Origin of the sequence: Bradyrhizobium guangdongense (assembly GCF_006483445.1) — a bacterium.
GTDB classification, from domain to species: domain Bacteria; phylum Pseudomonadota; class Alphaproteobacteria; order Rhizobiales; family Xanthobacteraceae; genus Bradyrhizobium; species Bradyrhizobium guangdongense_A.
The window spans coordinates 1-16,642 of sequence record NZ_PPPT01000284.1; the positions used below are offsets into that span (position 1 = coordinate 1).

At 64.8% G+C, this 16,642-nt stretch carries 19 protein-coding genes and 1 pseudogene; 8 read left to right on the forward strand and 12 right to left on the reverse strand.

Features of this window, described 5'->3' with window-relative positions:
* Positions 1-177 (forward strand): CBS domain-containing protein (locus C2U70_RS31725; RefSeq protein ID WP_140982568.1); only part of this gene is annotated, 177 nt, incomplete at its 5' end.
* A 7-nt stretch (positions 178-184) separates the two neighbouring features.
* Here the strand turns inward: C2U70_RS31725 and C2U70_RS31730 are convergent.
* On the reverse strand, positions 185-718 hold the full coding sequence (locus C2U70_RS31730; protein ID WP_140982569.1) for a carboxymuconolactone decarboxylase family protein: 534 nt from the start codon (positions 716-718) through the stop codon (positions 185-187).
* A 70-nt stretch (positions 719-788) separates the two neighbouring features.
* On the opposite strand from C2U70_RS31730, the gene C2U70_RS31735 reads away from it, so the two are divergent.
* Positions 789-1,118, forward strand: a complete 330-nt coding sequence (locus C2U70_RS31735) for a winged helix-turn-helix transcriptional regulator (protein WP_140982570.1) — start codon at positions 789-791, stop codon at positions 1,116-1,118.
* Here C2U70_RS31735 and C2U70_RS31740 read toward each other — a convergent pair whose 3' ends face one another.
* The 4 genes from C2U70_RS31740 to hemH all read right to left on the reverse strand — a co-directional run bounded on the left by C2U70_RS31740 (position 1,119) and on the right by hemH (position 5,118).
* Positions 1,119-1,562 carry an NfeD family protein gene (locus tag C2U70_RS31740; RefSeq protein ID WP_140982571.1) on the reverse strand — a complete coding sequence of 148 codons (444 nt, stop codon included), beginning with the start codon at positions 1,560-1,562 and terminating at the stop codon, positions 1,119-1,121. It abuts the gene before it with no gap.
* A gap of 21 nt (positions 1,563-1,583) precedes the next feature.
* Positions 1,584-2,582, reverse strand: a complete 999-nt coding sequence (locus C2U70_RS31745) for an SPFH domain-containing protein (protein WP_140982572.1) — start codon at positions 2,580-2,582, stop codon at positions 1,584-1,586.
* A 506-nt stretch (positions 2,583-3,088) separates the two neighbouring features.
* Positions 3,089-4,060 carry an ABC transporter substrate-binding protein gene (locus C2U70_RS31750; RefSeq protein ID WP_140982573.1) on the reverse strand — a complete coding sequence of 324 codons (972 nt, stop codon included), beginning with the start codon at positions 4,058-4,060 and terminating at the stop codon, positions 3,089-3,091.
* A 26-nt stretch (positions 4,061-4,086) separates the two neighbouring features.
* Positions 4,087-5,118, reverse strand: coding sequence for a ferrochelatase (hemH, locus tag C2U70_RS31755; protein WP_140982574.1), 1,032 nt, complete (start codon positions 5,116-5,118; stop codon positions 4,087-4,089).
* Positions 5,119-5,202: 84 nt separating this feature from the next.
* Here hemH and C2U70_RS31760 point away from each other — a divergent pair, with 84 nt between their 5' ends.
* Positions 5,203-5,601, forward strand: a complete 399-nt coding sequence (locus C2U70_RS31760; protein ID WP_140982575.1) for an MAPEG family protein — start codon at positions 5,203-5,205, stop codon at positions 5,599-5,601.
* A gap of 3 nt (positions 5,602-5,604) precedes the next feature.
* Here the strand turns inward: C2U70_RS31760 and C2U70_RS31765 are convergent, their stop codons facing one another.
* The 5 genes from C2U70_RS31765 to C2U70_RS31790 all read right to left on the reverse strand — a co-directional run bounded on the left by C2U70_RS31765 (position 5,605) and on the right by C2U70_RS31790 (position 10,783).
* A complete protein-coding gene (locus C2U70_RS31765) occupies positions 5,605-6,042 on the reverse strand; it encodes an acyl-CoA thioesterase (RefSeq protein WP_140982576.1) in 438 nt (145 codons plus the stop codon).
* Positions 6,043-6,271: 229 nt separating this feature from the next.
* Entirely contained in the window at positions 6,272-7,369 is a 1,098-nt protein-coding gene (locus tag C2U70_RS31775) for a nickel/cobalt transporter (RefSeq protein ID WP_433960725.1), read from the reverse strand.
* On the reverse strand, positions 7,366-8,025 hold the full coding sequence (locus C2U70_RS31780) for a DUF1007 family protein (protein ID WP_246666920.1): 660 nt from the start codon (positions 8,023-8,025) through the stop codon (positions 7,366-7,368). Before C2U70_RS31780 ends, C2U70_RS31775 begins: the two co-directional genes overlap by 4 nt.
* A complete protein-coding gene (locus tag C2U70_RS31785; protein ID WP_140982577.1) occupies positions 8,022-8,693 on the reverse strand; it encodes a DUF1007 family protein in 672 nt (223 codons plus the stop codon). The genes C2U70_RS31780 and C2U70_RS31785 overlap by 4 nt, the downstream gene beginning before the upstream one ends.
* Positions 8,693-10,783, reverse strand: coding sequence for a M3 family metallopeptidase (locus C2U70_RS31790; protein WP_140982578.1), 2,091 nt, complete (start codon positions 10,781-10,783; stop codon positions 8,693-8,695). The genes C2U70_RS31785 and C2U70_RS31790 overlap by 1 nt, the downstream gene beginning before the upstream one ends.
* Positions 10,784-10,917: 134 nt before the next feature.
* On the opposite strand from C2U70_RS31790, the gene C2U70_RS31795 reads away from it, so the two are divergent.
* The 5 genes from C2U70_RS31795 (at position 10,918) to C2U70_RS31820 (ending at position 15,782) form a co-directional block, all read left to right on the forward strand.
* Positions 10,918-11,172 (forward strand): hypothetical protein, encoded by a 255-nt coding sequence (locus C2U70_RS31795; protein ID WP_140982579.1) that lies wholly within the window; start codon positions 10,918-10,920, stop codon positions 11,170-11,172.
* Between the two features lie 689 nt (positions 11,173-11,861).
* Complete coding sequence (locus C2U70_RS31805; protein ID WP_140982580.1) at positions 11,862-13,004, forward strand: type III PLP-dependent enzyme; 1,143 nt, start codon at positions 11,862-11,864, stop codon at positions 13,002-13,004.
* A gap of 145 nt (positions 13,005-13,149) precedes the next feature.
* Positions 13,150-13,752, forward strand: a complete 603-nt coding sequence (locus C2U70_RS31810; RefSeq protein ID WP_140982581.1) for a GNAT family N-acetyltransferase — start codon at positions 13,150-13,152, stop codon at positions 13,750-13,752.
* Positions 13,753-13,882: 130 nt separating this feature from the next.
* Complete coding sequence (locus C2U70_RS31815; RefSeq protein ID WP_140982582.1) at positions 13,883-14,272, forward strand: RidA family protein; 390 nt, start codon at positions 13,883-13,885, stop codon at positions 14,270-14,272.
* Between the two features lie 67 nt (positions 14,273-14,339).
* Positions 14,340-15,782: a homospermidine synthase gene (locus C2U70_RS31820; protein ID WP_140982583.1), complete on the forward strand. Its 1,443-nt coding sequence runs from the start codon at positions 14,340-14,342 to the stop codon at positions 15,780-15,782.
* Positions 15,783-15,870: 88 nt separating this feature from the next.
* Here C2U70_RS31820 and C2U70_RS33295 read toward each other — a convergent pair whose 3' ends face one another.
* Both C2U70_RS33295 and C2U70_RS31830 read right to left on the reverse strand, forming a co-directional pair.
* Positions 15,871-16,194, reverse strand: coding sequence for a hypothetical protein (locus C2U70_RS33295; protein ID WP_186294590.1), 324 nt, complete (start codon positions 16,192-16,194; stop codon positions 15,871-15,873).
* A 63-nt stretch (positions 16,195-16,257) separates the two neighbouring features.
* Positions 16,258-16,642, reverse strand: a pseudogene (locus tag C2U70_RS31830) (MgtC/SapB family protein); the annotation flags it as partial.

Genomic DNA, 16,642 nt, shown 5'->3' on the forward strand with positions numbered 1-16,642 from the left:
GTCGAGGTCGACGAGATCATGACCAAACAGCCCAAAACCGTGCCGCCCTCGATGATGGCGACCGAGATGATCGAGGTCCTGAACTCGCGCAAGATCACGACGCTGATCGTGACCGAAGCGAACAAGCCGGTCGGCATCGTGCATTTGCACGATCTGCTGCGGGCGGGTGTTGCGTAGACTTTCTTCACCTCGCCGCCCTCTCCTCCAGCGGCAGCCTCAGTCCGTTCGCCAGATACGACACCGTGCGATAGAAGCCGCACAGCAGCATGATCTCCAGGATCTGCGCGTTGTCGTAATGCGCCGACAGCGCCGCGAACTCGACATCATCGAGCGTGGCGCGGGTGTGCAACGCATCGACCGCCGCGATCAGAGCCTGCTCGGCCGGCGACCAGCAGGGTGAGTTCGCATCATCAAGCACGGTGGCGCGAACCTCGTCCTCGGTGAGGCGCGCGGGCCCGGCAAAGATCGCGACATGCACGCCCCACTCATATTCGCATCCGTTCAGCGCGGTGGTGCGGTCGATGACGATCTCGCGCTGGCGAAAGGAGAGCGGCCCGGGGTCGAGCAGGCTGGCGCCGCGAAACTTGTCCCAGGCCCGCGGATGGCCCGCCATGACCCGGAACAACGTCAACGGCGGCGCGCCGCGCATGATGCGGTCGAACTGGGCCTGAATGTCCGGTGGATAGGGTGGCTCAAGGGGTGCAATGCGCGGTGACACGGCGGGCCTCTTTGCTACAATTATCGTAGCAATACGCTACACTATTTGTAGCACGAGGCAAGAGGACCCGATGGCGAAACAGCCGGCTTCCAGGCAACGTGGCGTGCGCGGCTCGCGCACCGGACGGCCGATCATGGCGCTGCTCGACCTGCTGGGCCGGCGCTGGGCTTTGCGGATCCTGTGGGAGCTGCGCGAAGCCCCCCTCACGTCGCGCGCTCTGCGCACCGCCTGCGACGAGGTCTCGCCGACGGTGCTGCAGACGCGGCTCGACGAATTGCGCGAGGCGGGGTTCATCGAGCTAAGCGATGGCGGCGGTTACGGCCTGACCCTGCTCGGGCGCGAGCTGTGCGAGACGTTCATGCCGCTGCATCGCTTTGCGGAACGGTGGCAGGGCAAATAGCTACGCCGCGGCCACCGTCAGGTTGGCACCATCCACCTGCACCACCTTCACCTTGGTACCGGCCGGCGTATCCGGGCCGGCGACACGCCAGACGGTGTCGCCGAGGCGCACGGTGCCGGAGCCGTCGATGATCGGCTTCTCCAGCGTGAACTCGCGGCCCAACAAGGCATCGGCGCGCTTGTTGAGATAGGGGCTCGCATTGGTGTCCGCCTTGTTGCGGGCAAGCCGCAGCCAGATCGGCACCGCAGCCGCCGCAAACACCGCGAACATCACGAGCTGCGCCTGCCAGGACGGCTGAACCACAAACGACAACATGCCGACCAGCAGTGCTGCGAGCCCGAGCCAGAACAGGAAGATGCCGGGCGCGAACACCTCCAGCCCCATCAGCACGAAGCCGAAGATCAGCCAGTTCCAGGTCCCCAGCGAAACAAACATCTCGGTCATGACACGACCTCTTTGACTTTCTTACGGCCTCGGCGGCACAGCCGGCGGCGTAGGGCCGGTCGGCGGTACCGAACCGCGGCGGGCAGCGGCTGCCGCGGACGCCGCACTTTCTCCGAACGTTGCCTTGGCGATCTCGCCGATGCCGGCCAGCGAGCCGAGCATGCTCATCGCTTCCACCGGCAGCATGATCACCTTCTGGTTCGGCGAGTCCGCGAGCTGGCCGAACGCCTTGATATATTTGTCGGCGATAAAATAGTTCAGCGCAGCCACATCGCCCTTGGCAATCGCTTCCGAAACCATCTGCGTGGCGCGCGCCTCGGCTTCTGCCGAGCGCTCGCGGGCTTCGGCGTCGCGGAACGCGGCTTCGCGGCGGCCCTCGGCCTGGAGGATCTGGCCCTGCTTGGCGCCCTCGGCGCGAAGAATCTCCGACTGCCGCGCGCCTTCCGCCTGCAAAATGTCGGCGCGCTTGACGCGCTCGGCTTTCATCTGCCGGCCCATGGCTTCGACGAGGTCAGCCGGCGGCACGATGTCCTTGATCTCGATGCGGTTGACCTTGAGGCCCCAGGGCGAGACCGCGGCATCGACCACACGCAGCAGGCGCTCGTTGATCTCGTCGCGGTGCGACAGCACCTGGTCGAGATCCATCGAGCCCATCACCGAACGGATGTTGGTCATGGTCAGGACGATGATCGCCTGCTCGAGATTGGCGACCTCGTAGCTTGCCTTCGCGGCGTCGAACACCTGGAAGAAGGCGACGCCGTCGACCGTTACGGTGGCGTTGTCCTTGGTGATCACCTCCTGCTCGGGGATGTTGATCACCTGCTCCATCATGTTCATCTTGCGCCCGACGCGATCGAAATAGGGCACGATGAGGTTGAGCCCCGGGCTCAGCGTCTGGGTGTATTTGCCGAACCGCTCGATGGTCCAGTCATAGCCCTGCGGCACCGTCTTCACGCCGGCCAGCAGCGTGACAATGACCAGCAATACCAGCGCAATCGCGAAAAAATCGAAACCGCTCATAGCTCCTCCAAGGCGGGACAATGCGTTTCCCGCGCCGTTGATTGGTCGGGATCGCTACCCTACCGGTTCAGCGGTCGCACTCCACGTCGGCGCCGACAAGCGTTTTCACAAGAAGTACGGAGGTGGAACGGCGCCGATAAGTATTGCGAGAGGGCCCTTGAAACGGCACGGCGGCAACCTAGAGCGTGATGAGATCAGGTTGAGTTGGTACGACACGTAGTTCACCTCTCCTCTGGGAGGGGTGACAGGCGCTTTCCATGGCTTACACGGTGAGCAGTGCCTGATGCAGCGGCTCGTCCCACACCTTGCGATGATGGCAATATACACCTGATTTGCCCGACGGGTCAAGGACTATTTCGTAAAATCAGCAATCGCTCGCGCTGACCAAATTTCTACTGTGCATGGGGTTGTTTTCCACCTCTTTTCCAACGCTGCGTCCTGAGAGATGGAAACTGAGTCTGCGGACACGCGATTCAACCAAACGCCATCGCACCTTAGCGCCGGGGTTACTCAACCACGGTGTCGGCGATCGCCAGCAGCGCAGGCGAGATCGTCACCCCCAGCCCCCGCGCGGTCTTCAGATTGACCGCCAGTTCGAACTTGGTGGGGTTCTGCACCGGCAAATCCGCCGGCTTTGCGCCCTTGAGGATGCGGTCGATATAGGACGCGGCCTGCCGCATCTGCTCGGCACTATCGGTGCTGTAGGACATCAGCCCGCCATCCTCGACAAACGTGCGGCTCCAGTACACGGCGGGGACGCGGGCCTCACTGGCTGCCATCAGCAGGCGTGTGCGATTGGCGAGCGTGAAGAAATCCGGCAGCACCAGCAGGGCGGAATCCGTGCCTTTGGCCAGCGTGGCGATCGACGCCGCGTCGTGGACGGTCGCAGCCTCGACCGAAACGCCGAGCGCGCGGCCCGCATTTTCGATCGTCCGCAGCATCAGGCCGGCGAACGGCGCGGTGGCGGGATTATAGACCACGCGCACGCGGCTGATCTTTGGGGTGACCTGGGTCAGCATCTCCAGCCATTTGCCGGCCATCGGACCATCAAAATCGGTGAAGCCGGTGATGCTGCCGCCGGGACGCGCAAGACTTTCGACAAAGCCCTGGCCGACCGGATCGGTGACGACGGCAAACACCATCGGGATCGATGCGGTCCGCTTGCGCAGCTCTTCGACCGAGGGCGTGCCGATCGCGAGCAGGATGTCGGGATTGAGGGCGGCGAGCTCGCCGGCAAAGCGCGCGATCAGGGCGCGGTCGCCGCGGCCGCTGCGCCAGTCGATCTGCAGATTGTCCTGCTCCTTCCAGCCACGCGCCGCGAGCGCTTCGAGCAGCACGGCGGTACGGGTCTGGCCAATCGCATCATCGGCCGCCGTTACCGTCAGCACGCCGAGGCGCCGCGGGCCGGATTGCGCCCGTGCCGCAAGCGGAAGCGCGAAGGCCGTACCGAGAAGCGTCAAGACATCGCGCCGCTTCATGACAATTCCCGTCAGATCCAGCCTTCTCAAATCCAGCCTTGCAGCTCGCGCAGCACCAGCGTGCGGATGACGTCCATACCGGGCTCGCTGTCGTTGAGGCAGGGGATCGCCGAAAACTGCTCTCCGCCGTTATGTTTGAAGATCTCGGCGTTCTCCTGCGCGATCTCCTCCAGCGTCTCCAGGCAGTCGGCGGCAAAGCCCGGCGTCACCACGGCGATGCGGCGAACGCCCTCGCGGGCCAAACGCTCCATCGTCTTGTCGGTGTAGGGCTGCAGCCATTCGTCGTTGCCGAATCGCGACTGGAAGGTCAGCAGCAGCTTTGTCTCGTCCATGCCGAGCCGGCGGCGCAACGCATTGGTGGTGGCGATGCAATGCTCCTGATAGGGATCGCCCTTATCGACGTAGCTCTTGGGCATGCCGTGGAAGGAGGCGACGATCAGCTCGGGCTTGAACGACAGCGTCGCGAGATGGTCGTTGATCGAGGTCGCCAGCGCCTCGATATAGGCCTCGTCCTCGTAATAGGGCGGCGTCACCCGCAGCGTCGGCTGCGCGCGCAGCTTCGACAGCACGCGAAACACCTCGTCGCAGACGGTCGCCGAGGTCGAGGCGGAATATTGCGGATAGAGCGGCACCGCCAGGATGCGATCACAGCCCTGCGCGATCAGCGCATCGATGCCGGCGCGGATCGACGGATTGCCGTAGCGCATCGCCCAGTCCACCACGACGTGGGTGCGGTCGGCGAGCACGTCCGCCAGCTTCTCGGCCTGCGAGCGCGTGATGGTCTTGAGCGGTGACTCGTTCTTCTCGGTGTTCCAGATCTTCTGGTAGTCGAGCGCCTTGGTGCGGGGGCGGCTGCGCAGGATGATGCCGTTGAGGATGAACTGCCAGACCAGCCCCTGATCCTCGATCACGCGGGCGTCGGACAGAAATTCCTTCAGGTAGACGCGGACGCCCGGGGCGTCCGCGGTGTCGGGCGTGCCCAGATTGACCAGCAGTACGCCGACGCGCCGCGCGGGCGCGGCTGGCTTCGACGTACCGGTGGGGAGGACGGTGGTCATGACGAAATTTGGTTCGCGCGTTGCACCGAACTTGTCAAGGCAAGGCCGTTTTCGCTAGTTTTGGAGGGAATGGGGCGGGGAACAATGACCCTTGCGGAATTGTGCGTTTTCGGAGCACTGCTGCTCTATCTCACAACGATCGTCGCGATCAAATGGATCAGGATCGGCCGCTTCGACAATGCGCGGCCGCGCGACGGCGCATTCTACGAGGATGCCCTCGCCCAGCGCGCGCTCGGCGCCCACCAGAATGGCATCGAGACCTTCCCGTTCTTCGCCTTCGCGGTGTTGCTCGCCGAATACCGGGACTCGCCGCAACGCCTGATCGACGAGCTCGCCGCCCTGTTCCTGCTGGTACGGATCGCCTATGTCTTCACCTATCTCGGCAATCGCCCGACACTGCGCTCCATCCTCTGGAGCGTCGGTTTCTTCCTCAACGTCGCGATCTTCTTCATGCCGGTGCTGAAGCGGTTTTTGCCGGTGTGAAGCTCACGCCGTCAGATGCCGCTCCCGCGTCGCGATCAAGGCGCGCATCGAGGCCGGGATCGGGACCGGGCGATGGGTCTCCTGGTGGGTGTAGACCCACACGATCTCGCCGGTGATGAGCGCCTCGGTGCCGCCCTTGAGGAAGATCGCCATCTCGAAAGTGAGGCTCGAATTGCCAATCCGCGCCACGCGCGCGCCGACGTCGAGCTCCCAGTCGAACCGAACCGGCGCCTTGTATTCGATCAGCGATTTCACGACGTGGAAATCGATGCCGCTCGCCTTGGCATCGGCATATTGATCGAAGCCGAGCGCGCGAAAATATTCGGTGATGGTGGTGTCGAAATAGGTCAGGTAATGCGCGTTGAAGACGACGCCCTGGCCGTCGATCTCGGAGTAGCGCACCCGGAACGGGTGAAAGAACCAAAAATCTTCGCGTGACATCGGTGTCCTCGGCAGCAGTGTTCTTGTTGGTGATGCCGCAGGAATAGCTGAGCGAGCGCGTTTCTCAAAGCGGGGACTCTTGTGTCCCGGACGCGGCGCAGCGCTCTTGCGCTGCTCCGCAGAGCCGGGACCCAGAAAACCACGTCCTACTGTACGGAGAGATGGGCCCCGGCTCTGCAGCGCATCGTCGAAGGGACGCTGCGCTGCGTCCGGGGCACGAGATTCCTGCTCAGAAGCACGTGGTCCGCTCGACGGCGAGATAGCCGAACAGCAGGCCGGCGCCGAACAGCAGCACGAGGCCGGCCGCCCCGAACTCGATGCCGCGCATAAACAGCGCGCCGCCGCCGTCGCGGGCCGAGCTCAGGCGCCGCGCGATATCCTTGGCCGAGACGGCGATGACGGCGATGGTCGCGACCGTGATCGCGGTGCCGAGCCCCATCAAAAACGTCGCGGCGATGCCGGCCCAGAACAGGCCCTGGGCGAGCGAAAACACCAGGACCAGGATCGCGCCCGAGCAGGGCCGGATGCCGACGGTGAGGATCGCGGCGAGGCCGCGCCGCCATCCGCCGGGACCAGCGAGCTCGCTCGGCGTCGGGCCATGGGAATGGCCGCAATGCTCGTCATGGACATGGTCGTGGGAAGAGGCGTGGTCGTGATGATGATGGTCGTGACCATGGCCGTGGTGATCATGATGGTGGTCGCCATGGTCGAGATGATGATGATGCGCCGCGCCCGCGAGGGCCGGCACCGGCTGGCTCGCCCCGAGCGCGCGCATGAAGGTGCCGCCCTTGACCCAGACCAGGCGCGCGCCGAACGCCGCGATCAGGGCGTAGCTTGCGATCTCGATCACCTTCTCGGCGCTGCACATGGTTTTGGCCGTGGCGTTCAGCGCCCAGGCCGCAATGCCGACGATGGCGACCGCCACCAGCGACTGCATCAGGGCCGACGCAAAGGAGAGCGCAATGCCGCGCCGCGCGGTCTCCTGATTGGCGACGAGGTAGGACGAGATCACAGCCTTGCCGTGGCCGGGCCCGGCGGCATGGAAAATCCCGTAGGCAAAGGAGATCGCGAGCAGCGTCCACACCGCCGAGCCGTCGGATTTGGCGGCACGGATGGTGGTGGAGATCTCGCGGTAAAATTCCGACTGCTTTGCCAGGATCCAGCCGATGATACCGCCGACCTCGGGCTCCACCGCGGGCGCCGGGCGCGGCGCGCCAAACGGGTTTTGCGCCAGGAGATCGTGAAGCGCGGCGTCGGCAACGAGCACCACGGCAACGAGCGCCGCGGCGGTGACGAGCCCGCGCGCGAGGGGCGAGGTCGTCTTCACGGGCAGTCCACGGTGATCTTGTTGGCGAACATCAGGCCGAAGTTCTGGTTCTCGCCATTCATGAAGGTCTGCTCGTTCAGCTTCTGGGCGCTGGCGGTGCCGTCGTTTGGACGTTCCAGCTTCATCTGGCATCCGGCGGGCGCGCCGACCAGCCTGACGGGATCCTTGTCCGTCATCTTGAAGTCGATGAAGAAGGAGCGGTCGAACACTTCCAGCATCAGTTGCTTTGGCTTCACCGGGTTCTTCAGCGGCAGCGTGAAGTGCAGAGTCAGCACGGTATCCTTGTAGTCGAGGAAGTAGTCGATCGGCTCCTGGAATCGCTCCTTCTTGCCGTCGGCTCGCGCGAACGTGAAATAGGCGTATTCCTTCAGCGATTCGACATTGGTCTGGGCAAGCGGCGCCAGCTCCTCGCGGCTGTAGGTGCCCTTGGTCTTGGCCTCGAGCCCCTGCACCGCATAGGCCGAGAACATGTCGTCGAAGGTCCAGGCGTGCCGCACGCCGGTGACCGAGCCGTCGGGCGCATAGAGCACCTCGCTGGTGGCGGTGATCCAGACATGCGGATGCGCACTCGCCGCCCCCGCGGCAAGCGAGAGAACGGCCGCGAGCAGCCATCCGAACGGGCTGCGGATCGAGTGCATCCAAACTGGCAGGATCATGGGCAATCCACCGCAATCTTATTGTCGAACAATAAGCCGACAGCAACGTTCGCGCCGCCTTCCTTGAAGGAATCCTCACTCGCGTCCTGCACCATTCTGCGGTCGCGGTCGTTGCCCATTGAAGGCTGCAGCCACACCTTGCAGTCGGCGGAGGCACCCACCAGCTTGACCGGCTGGTCCTTTGCCATCTGGAAATCTATGAAGAAGGAACGATCATAGATCTCCAGCAAAACCGACTTCGACTTCACAGGCGTTTTCAGCGGGAGAGTAAAATGCAAGGTGAGGTGATCATCCTTGTAATCGAAGAAGTAGTCGGTCGGCTCTGCAAACGAGAGCTTGGCGTCTACCGTCAAGAAGGTGCCGGTTGCCTTCAAGGAGGTGAAGTAAGCGCCTTCTTGCAATGACTCGACCTTAGCCTGTGCCAGCGGCGCCAACTCCTCGTGAGTGTATGCGCCATTGGTCTTCCCTTGTAGCCCCTGCACCGCACTAGCCGAGAACGTGCCGTCAAACGTCCATGCATGGCGCACGCCGGTGACCGAGCCATCCGGCGCGTAAAGCACCTCGCTGGTGGCGGTGATCCAGACGTGCGGATGTGCCTGCGCCGCTCCCGCCGCAATCGAGAGGGCGGCAACGAGCAGCAATTCGGACAGGCTGCGCAGCAGGCCCATCAGGCGGCCTTCGTGTTGTCGAGAAGACCCCGGCGGCGCAGCAGCGCATCGGGCTCCGGCGGACGGCCGCGGAAGGCCTCGTAAGCGGCCTCCGGATCGACCGAGCCACCGGTCGAGTAGATGTCGTCATGCAGGCGCTTGGCCACGGCCGGATCAAAGATGTTCCCGGCTTCCTCAAAAGCGCCAAAGGCGTCGGCGTCCATCACCTCCGACCACATGTAGCTGTAATAGCCGGAGGCATAGTGGTCGCCGGAGAAGATGTGGCCGAACTGCGTGGGCCGGTGACGTAGCGCGATCTCCTCGGGCATGCCGATCTTCTCGAGCTCCTTCTTCTCGAAGGCCCGCACGTCCTGCGCGGCCGCTGCAGGCTGGGTGTGGAATTCGAGATCGACCAGCGCCGAAGAGACGAACTCCACGGTGGCAAAGCCCTGGTTGAACTTTCGGGCGGCGAGGAAGCGCTTGAGGAGGTCGTCCGGCAAGGGTTCGCCGGTCTGGTAGTGCTTTGCGAACTGCTGCAGCACCTCGGGCCGCTCCTGCCAGTGCTCGTAGAGCTGCGAGGGCAGCTCGACGAAGTCGGTGAAGACTGACGTCCCCGATAGCGACGGATAGGTCACGTTGGAGAGCATGCCGTGCAGGCCGTGGCCGAACTCGTGGAACAGGGTGCGGGCCTCGTCGGGCGACAGCAGCGAGGGCTCCCCGCCGGCTCCCTTGGCGAAGTTGCAGACGTTGATGATGAGCGGGGCGACCTCGCCGTCGAGCTTCTGCTGGTCGCGCAGCGACGTCATCCAGGCGCCGGAGCGCTTTGACGGCCGGGCATAGTAGTCACCGTAGAACAGCGCCTTGTGCTTGCCGTTGGGTCCCTTGACCTCCCAGACCCGGACATCCGGGTGCCAGGCCGGCACGTCCTTGCGCTCGGTGAAGGTGATCCCGAACAGCCGCGTGGCGCAGTCGAAGGCGGCGGCGATCATGTGGTCGAGCGTCAGATACGGCTTGATCGCGGCATCGTCGAAATTGGCCCGCTGCTGGCGGAGCTTCTCGGCGTAATAGCGCCAGTCCCAGGCGGCGAGGCGGAAATTGCCGCCCTCGGCCGTGATCAGCGCTTGCATCTCGTCGCGGTCGGCGAGCGCCCAGGCGCGAGCCGGCGTCCAGACCCGCTCCAGCAGGGAGCGCACCGCTTCCGGTGTCTTGGCCATGGAGTCCTCGAGCCGGTAGGCGGCGAAGGTCGGATAACCGAGGAGGTTGGCGCTCTCCTCCCTGAGCTTGAGGATCTCCACCAGGGTTGCGTTGTTGTCGTTGGCATTGCCGTTGTCGCCCCGCGCCGTGAAGGCCTTGTAGACCTTCTCACGCAGGTCGCGCCGGGCCGAGCTCTTCAGGAAGGGTTCGGTCGAGGAGCGCGACAGCGTCACGATGGCCTTGCCGGCCATGCCGCGCTCTTCTGCCGCAGCCTTGGCGGCGGCGACGAAGCTGTCGGGCAAGCCCTGCCGGTCGTCCTCGCCAAGCTCCATGAACCACTCCTGCTCGTCACCGAGCAGATGGTGGCTGAAGCTGGTGCCGAGCTGGGCGAGCCGCTCGTTGATCTCCGCCATCCGCGTCTTGGCCTGCTCGGTGAGGCCGGCGCCGGCGCGGTGGAAGCGGGTGTAGGTGCGCTCCAGGAGGCGGAGTTGCTCCGGTGTCAGGTTGAGCGCGGCGCGGTTCTCGTGGAGCTGGGCGATGCGACCGAACAGCACAGCGTTCATCGAGATCGGATTCCAGTGCCGCGCCATCCGCAAGGAGACCTCCTTGTCGATCTCCAGGATCGCCGGATTGGAGTGCGCCGAGACGAGGTCGTAGAACACCGCCGCCACCTTGTTCAGAAGCTTGCCGGAGCGCTCCAGCGCCGTAACGGTGTTGGCGAAGTCGGGAGCCGCCGGGTCGTGGGTGATCGCCGCGATCTCCGCGGAGTGGTCGGCAAAGGCCTGCTCGAAGGCGGGAAGGAAGTGCTCCGGGCTGATCTCGTCGAACGGCGGGGTCGCAAACGGCGTCGTCCACGCCTTCAGGAGCGGGTTGGTTTCGGCCTGCGCGGGGGCCGTATTATCGCGGGGTTCTGACATCTTTTGTCCCGGTTTTGTGGCTCGATTGTTGCGGCCAGCTATAGCACGCGATGGGGCTTTTTTGGGCCATTTGGCCTTGCTCCGGGCGGCCTTTTCGGAGAGATTGCGGCCCTCTTAGACGAGGGACTTTGCCCATGAACGCGCCTGCCTCTTCCTCCCGCCAGATCGCCTGGCCGAGCGTGATCACTGTCATCAGCGCTGCCATCCTGATCGGCGCGGAAGTGTTCGGCGCGGCCTTCGCCGGCGGCTGGGCGCTGGCGATTCTGTTCGGGCTCGACAACACCGGCGCGCACATCCTGCAGGCGGTGCTGTTCGGACTTGGCGTCCTCATCATGGTGGCCTTCATCCGCGCCGCGCAGCGCGTCGAGCCGTTCACGCGCCGCGGCTAGCGGCGTCGGTCGTCGCTCGCGGCGACGCGCACGACGCAAAACTTAACGACTGTTCATCTTGAGTGTCGCTCGCGCATCACCGCGCAAGCACTCATTAGGCAAATCTGTCGCTAAGCTAAAAAAATTCTTGCGAAGCAGAGTCAAAACGCTTATGTGCGGACTTGCCCAATTTCGCACGTGCCTGTGGTCGTGTGTCAGTCGGTAGGTATCCGGACAAGAGGCCGGACAGCCGCCAAGGGGTGAAGAAGCCGAGGGGCTCTTCGGAAGTGTGGAAGTCGAGGGACTGGTAGGTCGAGAGGCCGAGGTCCGGAGACGAAGCAAACCCGGAGCGTCCAGCATCTCTCTCAAGAGATGCCCTGTCGAAGGCGACTTTGCTCTTTGCAACCGTGACTGGCAGCCGGAGGCGAACCGGCGCACCCCGCTCTCAACGGGGGACGCGACTTAAAGCAACGACGGATCGGGCTTTTTTGGTCTCTACCGGCATTCCAACGCCGGCGCGGGCTACTGAAAAGGCTTTGTCCTTCATTGCCAGGTGTGCGGGCGGGAAACTCTCCCAACCAATCCACGGCAGCACAGTCTGGTTTGAGTCTTTTGGCCGTAACGCGCCTCCATCGCGCGATGTGGCCGGAGCACTCTTATCCGACGTCACGTTGATGCGGATCCCGTCGCTGGGATCTTTGGAGAGTGCGATGACTGAACGTATTCAGGAATTCCTGCGCAACCGCCGCAAGGATGGCCACGACACCGAGCCCTGCCTCGTTGTCGACCTCGAAGTCGTGCGCGACAACTACCAGACCTTCGCGAAGGCTTTGCCCGACAGCCGCGTGTTCTACGCGGTCAAGGCGAACCCGGCGCCGGAAGTGCTGACGCTGCTCGCGTCCATGGGCTCCTGCTTCGACACCGCAACGGTCGCCGAGATCGAGATGGCGCTGGCTGCCGGTGCGACGCCGGACCGCATCTCCTTCGGCAACACGATCAAGAAGGAGCGCGACATCGCGCGCGCCTTCGCGCTCGGCATTCGGCTGTTCGCGGTCGATTGCGCCGCCGAGGTGGAGAAGATCGCCCGTGCCGCCCCCGGCGCGAAGGTGTTCTGCCGCATCCTCTATGACTGCGCCGGCGCCGAGTGGCCGCTGTCGCGCAAGTTCGGCTGCGACCCGGAAATGGCCGTCGACGTGCTCGACGCCGCCAAGCGCCTGGGCCTGGAGCCGTGCGGCATCTCCTTCCATGTCGGCTCGCAGCAGCGCAAGGTGAAGGCGTGGGACCGTGCGCTGGCGATGGCCTCGCAGGTGTTCCGCGACTGCGCCGAGCGCGGGATCAACCTGACCATGGTCAACATGGGCGGGGGCTTCCCGACGAAGTATCTGAAGGACGTACCGCCGGTTCTGCAGTACGGCCGTTCGATCTTCCGTGCGCTGCGCAAGCACTTCGGCAACCAGATCCCGGAGACGATCATCGAGCCGGGCCGCGGCATGGTGGGCAACGCCGGCGTCATCGAGACCGAAGTCGTTCTGATCTCCAAGAAGAGCGACGAGGACGAGGTGCGCTGGGTCTATCTGGACATCGGCAAGTTCGGTGGTCTCGCCGAGACCATGGACGAGTCGATCCGCTACGCCATCCGCACCCCGCATGACGGCGCGGAGATGACCCCGTGCGTGCTCGCCGGCCCGACCTGCGACTCGGCCGACGTGCTGTACGAGAAGAGCCCGTATCCGCTCCCGGTGACGCTCGAGATCGGCGACAAGCTGCTGATCGAAGGGACCGGGGCCTATACGTCGACCTACTCGTCGGTGGCCTTCAACGGCATCCCGCCGCTGCGGACCTACCACATCTGATCCGCCTCAAAGGCTGATCTGCCTCACGCGCGAGGCCTGACGAACCGGGAGCCGGCTTGCCGGCTCCCTCACCCGACATTGCCATTCTGACAACGCTTGGTCCGCGCGCCGCTCGTGCACGGATTCAAGCGGGGACTGACGTGCCATGACTGCTCTTCGGAAGCCACCGATCGCCCTCACCTCGAAAGCCGCTCAGTTCGTGATCCGAGCCGAGCGTGCTTCCGACGTCGCCTCACGTGAGGCGCTGCTCGATGCCTGCTTTGGCGAGACCCGCCATCAGCGCACCTGCCAGCGTCTGCGCGACGGACGTGCACCCGCCGCTGGCCTTGCGCTGACGGCAATGCGCGAGGGCAAGCTCGTGGGAACCGTGCGGCTGTGGCATGTCAGCGCCGGAGGCAGGCCCGCGCTGGTCCTCGGACCGCTGGCGGTGGACCCTGCCTGCCGCGAGCTCGGGATCGGCGCCGCGCTGATGCGACAAGCGCTGGCCGCCGCCCGGGCGCGCGGGCATGAAGCCGTGATCCTGCTCGGCGACGCCCCCTACTACGCCCGCTTCGGCTTCACGGCGGAGAAGACCGGCGAGCTGTCGCTGCCGGGCAGCTTCGAGCGCGAGCGGCTGCTCGCGGTCGAGTTCACCGAAGGTGCGCTGGATGGCGCCTGGGGCATGATCGTCCCGACGGGCAAGGCCTTGCCCAAAGCGAGGGCAGTTCGCGCGGTGAAAGCCCCGCTCGCGGTGCCGCACGCGGCCTGAGGGCCGCGCCCGCGCCTGCCGACACGACGCTCACGGTACCGCCGAACGCAGTCCCCTTTAAGGGTTGCGCGCGGCGGCGAAATGCCCGTAAACCCCCGCCGAAAGCCCCTTCAGTCGAGGTCCGAAAATCATGTCCCGTCGCCTGATTTCCACCGGCTCGCCCTTTGAAAAGACCGCCGGCTACAGCCGCGCCGTGATCGACGGCGACTTCGCGTTCGTCGCCGGTACCACCGGCTACGACTACACCACCATGACAATGCCATCAGATGTCACGAGCCAGTCACGCAACTGCTTCAAGACCATCGAGGCGGCGCTGAAGGAGGGCGGCTTCGCGATGGCCGACATCGTCCGCGCGACCTACTACATCACCGATGCCAACGACGCCGATGCGCATTTCGCCGTCTGCGGCGAGGTGCTCGGCGACATCCGCCCGGCCGCAACGCTGCTCGTCGTCTCCGGCCTCTACAAGGCGGAGATGAAGATCGAGATCGAAGTGACCGCCAAGCGCCGCGGCACCTGACAGCGCCGCAGCGCCTGATCCACCCCCTCACCTTTTGTCCGCCAGCACGTTCCGGAGACACCATCCCATGAGCCCCGCCCCGCAGATCTACGCGAAGATCACCGGTCCCATCGTCATGGTCGGCTTCGGCTCCATCGGCAAAGGCACCTTGCCGCTGATCGAGCGGCATCTCGACTACGACAAGTCGCGCGTCACCGTGATCGATCCGAAGGACGAGGGCCGCAAGGCGCATTGCGAGAAGCACAATGTGCGCTTCATCCAGAAGGGCGTGACCAAGGACAATTATCGGGAGCTGCTGACCCCGCTGCTCACCGAAGGCGGCGGCCAGGGCTTTTGCGTCAACCTCTCGGTCGACACCGGCTCGACCGACATCATGGAGCTCTGCAACGAGCTCGGTGCGCTCTACATCGACACCGTCAACGAACCCTGGCTCGGCTTCTATTTCGATTCCACGAAGGGCCCGGAAGCGCGCTCCAACTACGCGTTGCGCGAGGTGACGCTGGCCGCCAAGAAGGCGCGGCCCAAGGGCTCGACCACGGCCGTCTCCTGCTGCGGCGCCAATCCCGGCATGGTCTCCTTCTTCGTCAAGCAGGCGCTGCTCAACGTCGCCGCCGACCTCAAGCTCAACGCCCCGAAGCCGAAGACCAAGGCCGAATGGGCTGATCTGATGCGCCAGGCCGGCATCAAGGGCATCCACATCGCCGAACGCGACACCCAGCGCTCGAAGAACCCGAAAGAGCCCGACGTGTTCGTCAACACCTGGTCGGTGGAAGGTTTTCTGTCGGAGGGCGTGCAGCCCTCCGAGCTCGGCTGGGGCACGCATGAAAAATGGATGCCCGAGAATGCGCGCACCCACGAAGCCGGCTGCGGCGCTGCCATCTATCTGATGCAGCCCGGCGCCAACACGCGCGTGCGCACCTGGTGCCCGACTCGCGGTGCGCAATATGGCTTCCTCGTCACCCACAACGAGTCGATCTCGATCGCCGATTACTTCACAGTGCGTGATGCTTCCGGCAAGGCGATCTACCGCCCGACCTGCCACTACGCCTATCACCCGGCCGACGACGCCGTGCTGTCGCTGCACGAAATGTTCGGCCGCGCCGCCAAGATGCAGGAGAAGCACCACATCCTCGACGAGAACGAGATCGTCGACGGCATCGACGAACTCGGCGTGCTGCTGTTCGGCCACGACAACAACGCCTATTGGTACGGCTCGCAGCTCTCGATCGAAGAGACCCGCGCGCTGGCGCCCTATCAGAACGCCACCGGCCTGCAGGTCACGTCAGCCGTGCTCGGCGGCATGGTGTGGGCGCTGGAGAACCCCAACGAAGGCATCGTCGAAGCCGACGAGATGGACTTTGATCGCCTGCTCGAAATCCAGTTGCCGTATCTTGGGCCCGTGAAGGGTTTCTACACCGACTGGACGCCGCTGACGGACCGGCCGGGCCTGTTCCCGGAGGACATCGACACGTCGGACCCCTGGCAGTTCCGCAATATTCTGGTGCGCTGACAAAAGGCGGCGAAAACAACCCCATGCACAGTAGAACGCGCCATGGCCGTCCATTGCGCATATGGGGCGAAAAGGCGAGCGCGGCCGGCTACTTGTTGATCGGCGGCGCGATCTTCTCGGCCGGGGCCGGCGGCAGCGCAGGCCTTGCAGCGCCTTGCGTTTGCGGGTCGGGACGCGCAGGTTCCGGCGCCGGCGTGGTCGGACGGTCGCCGCCGGGTTTTGCTTCCGCGGGCGTCTTGCCCTGATCGTCGGACGGAGTGCCCTGCAGCGGCTGGGTGGCCTGCGCCAGGTGCGCGCGGTTCTCGGCGCGGATCTGGGCCAGCGAGAAGCCAGAGATCACCACGCCCGCCGCGAACAGCCCACAGGCCACCAGCAGGTCTCCTCGCACGCTGCGCTTGTCAGGGACGGTCATGTCGATCACCCGGAACCTTTCCGCCGGAGTCAACGAAATTGACCGACGGCGGTTCCCGGAGGCTCAGTCCGTGGTCGAGACTTCCCAGGTGGCGTGACGCACGCCGCTTTGGCGCTGCATCTCGACGGCGACGGCGTTGAGCTCGTTCGGGTCGACGGCGGTGGCAACCAGGGTCGCCACGATCTCCAAAATGTCGTCGCCGATCTCGACGACCTCGACATCGGCCACCGGATATTTTGCGGCTTCCAGCTTCTCGACCAGCCGATCGCGCATGTCCGGCAGCGCCTCGGTCGTGACCGCGAGCTTGAAATAGTAGGTCGCCTCCGAGCGCCGCTCGTCGAGCGGGATGCGGTTGATGGCGTTGACCAGCGGGCGCAGCAGCGTGTTGCCGGCGATCACGAAGACGGTGAGCGCCACCGCCTGCGCGACCATGTCGGCGCCGGCGCAG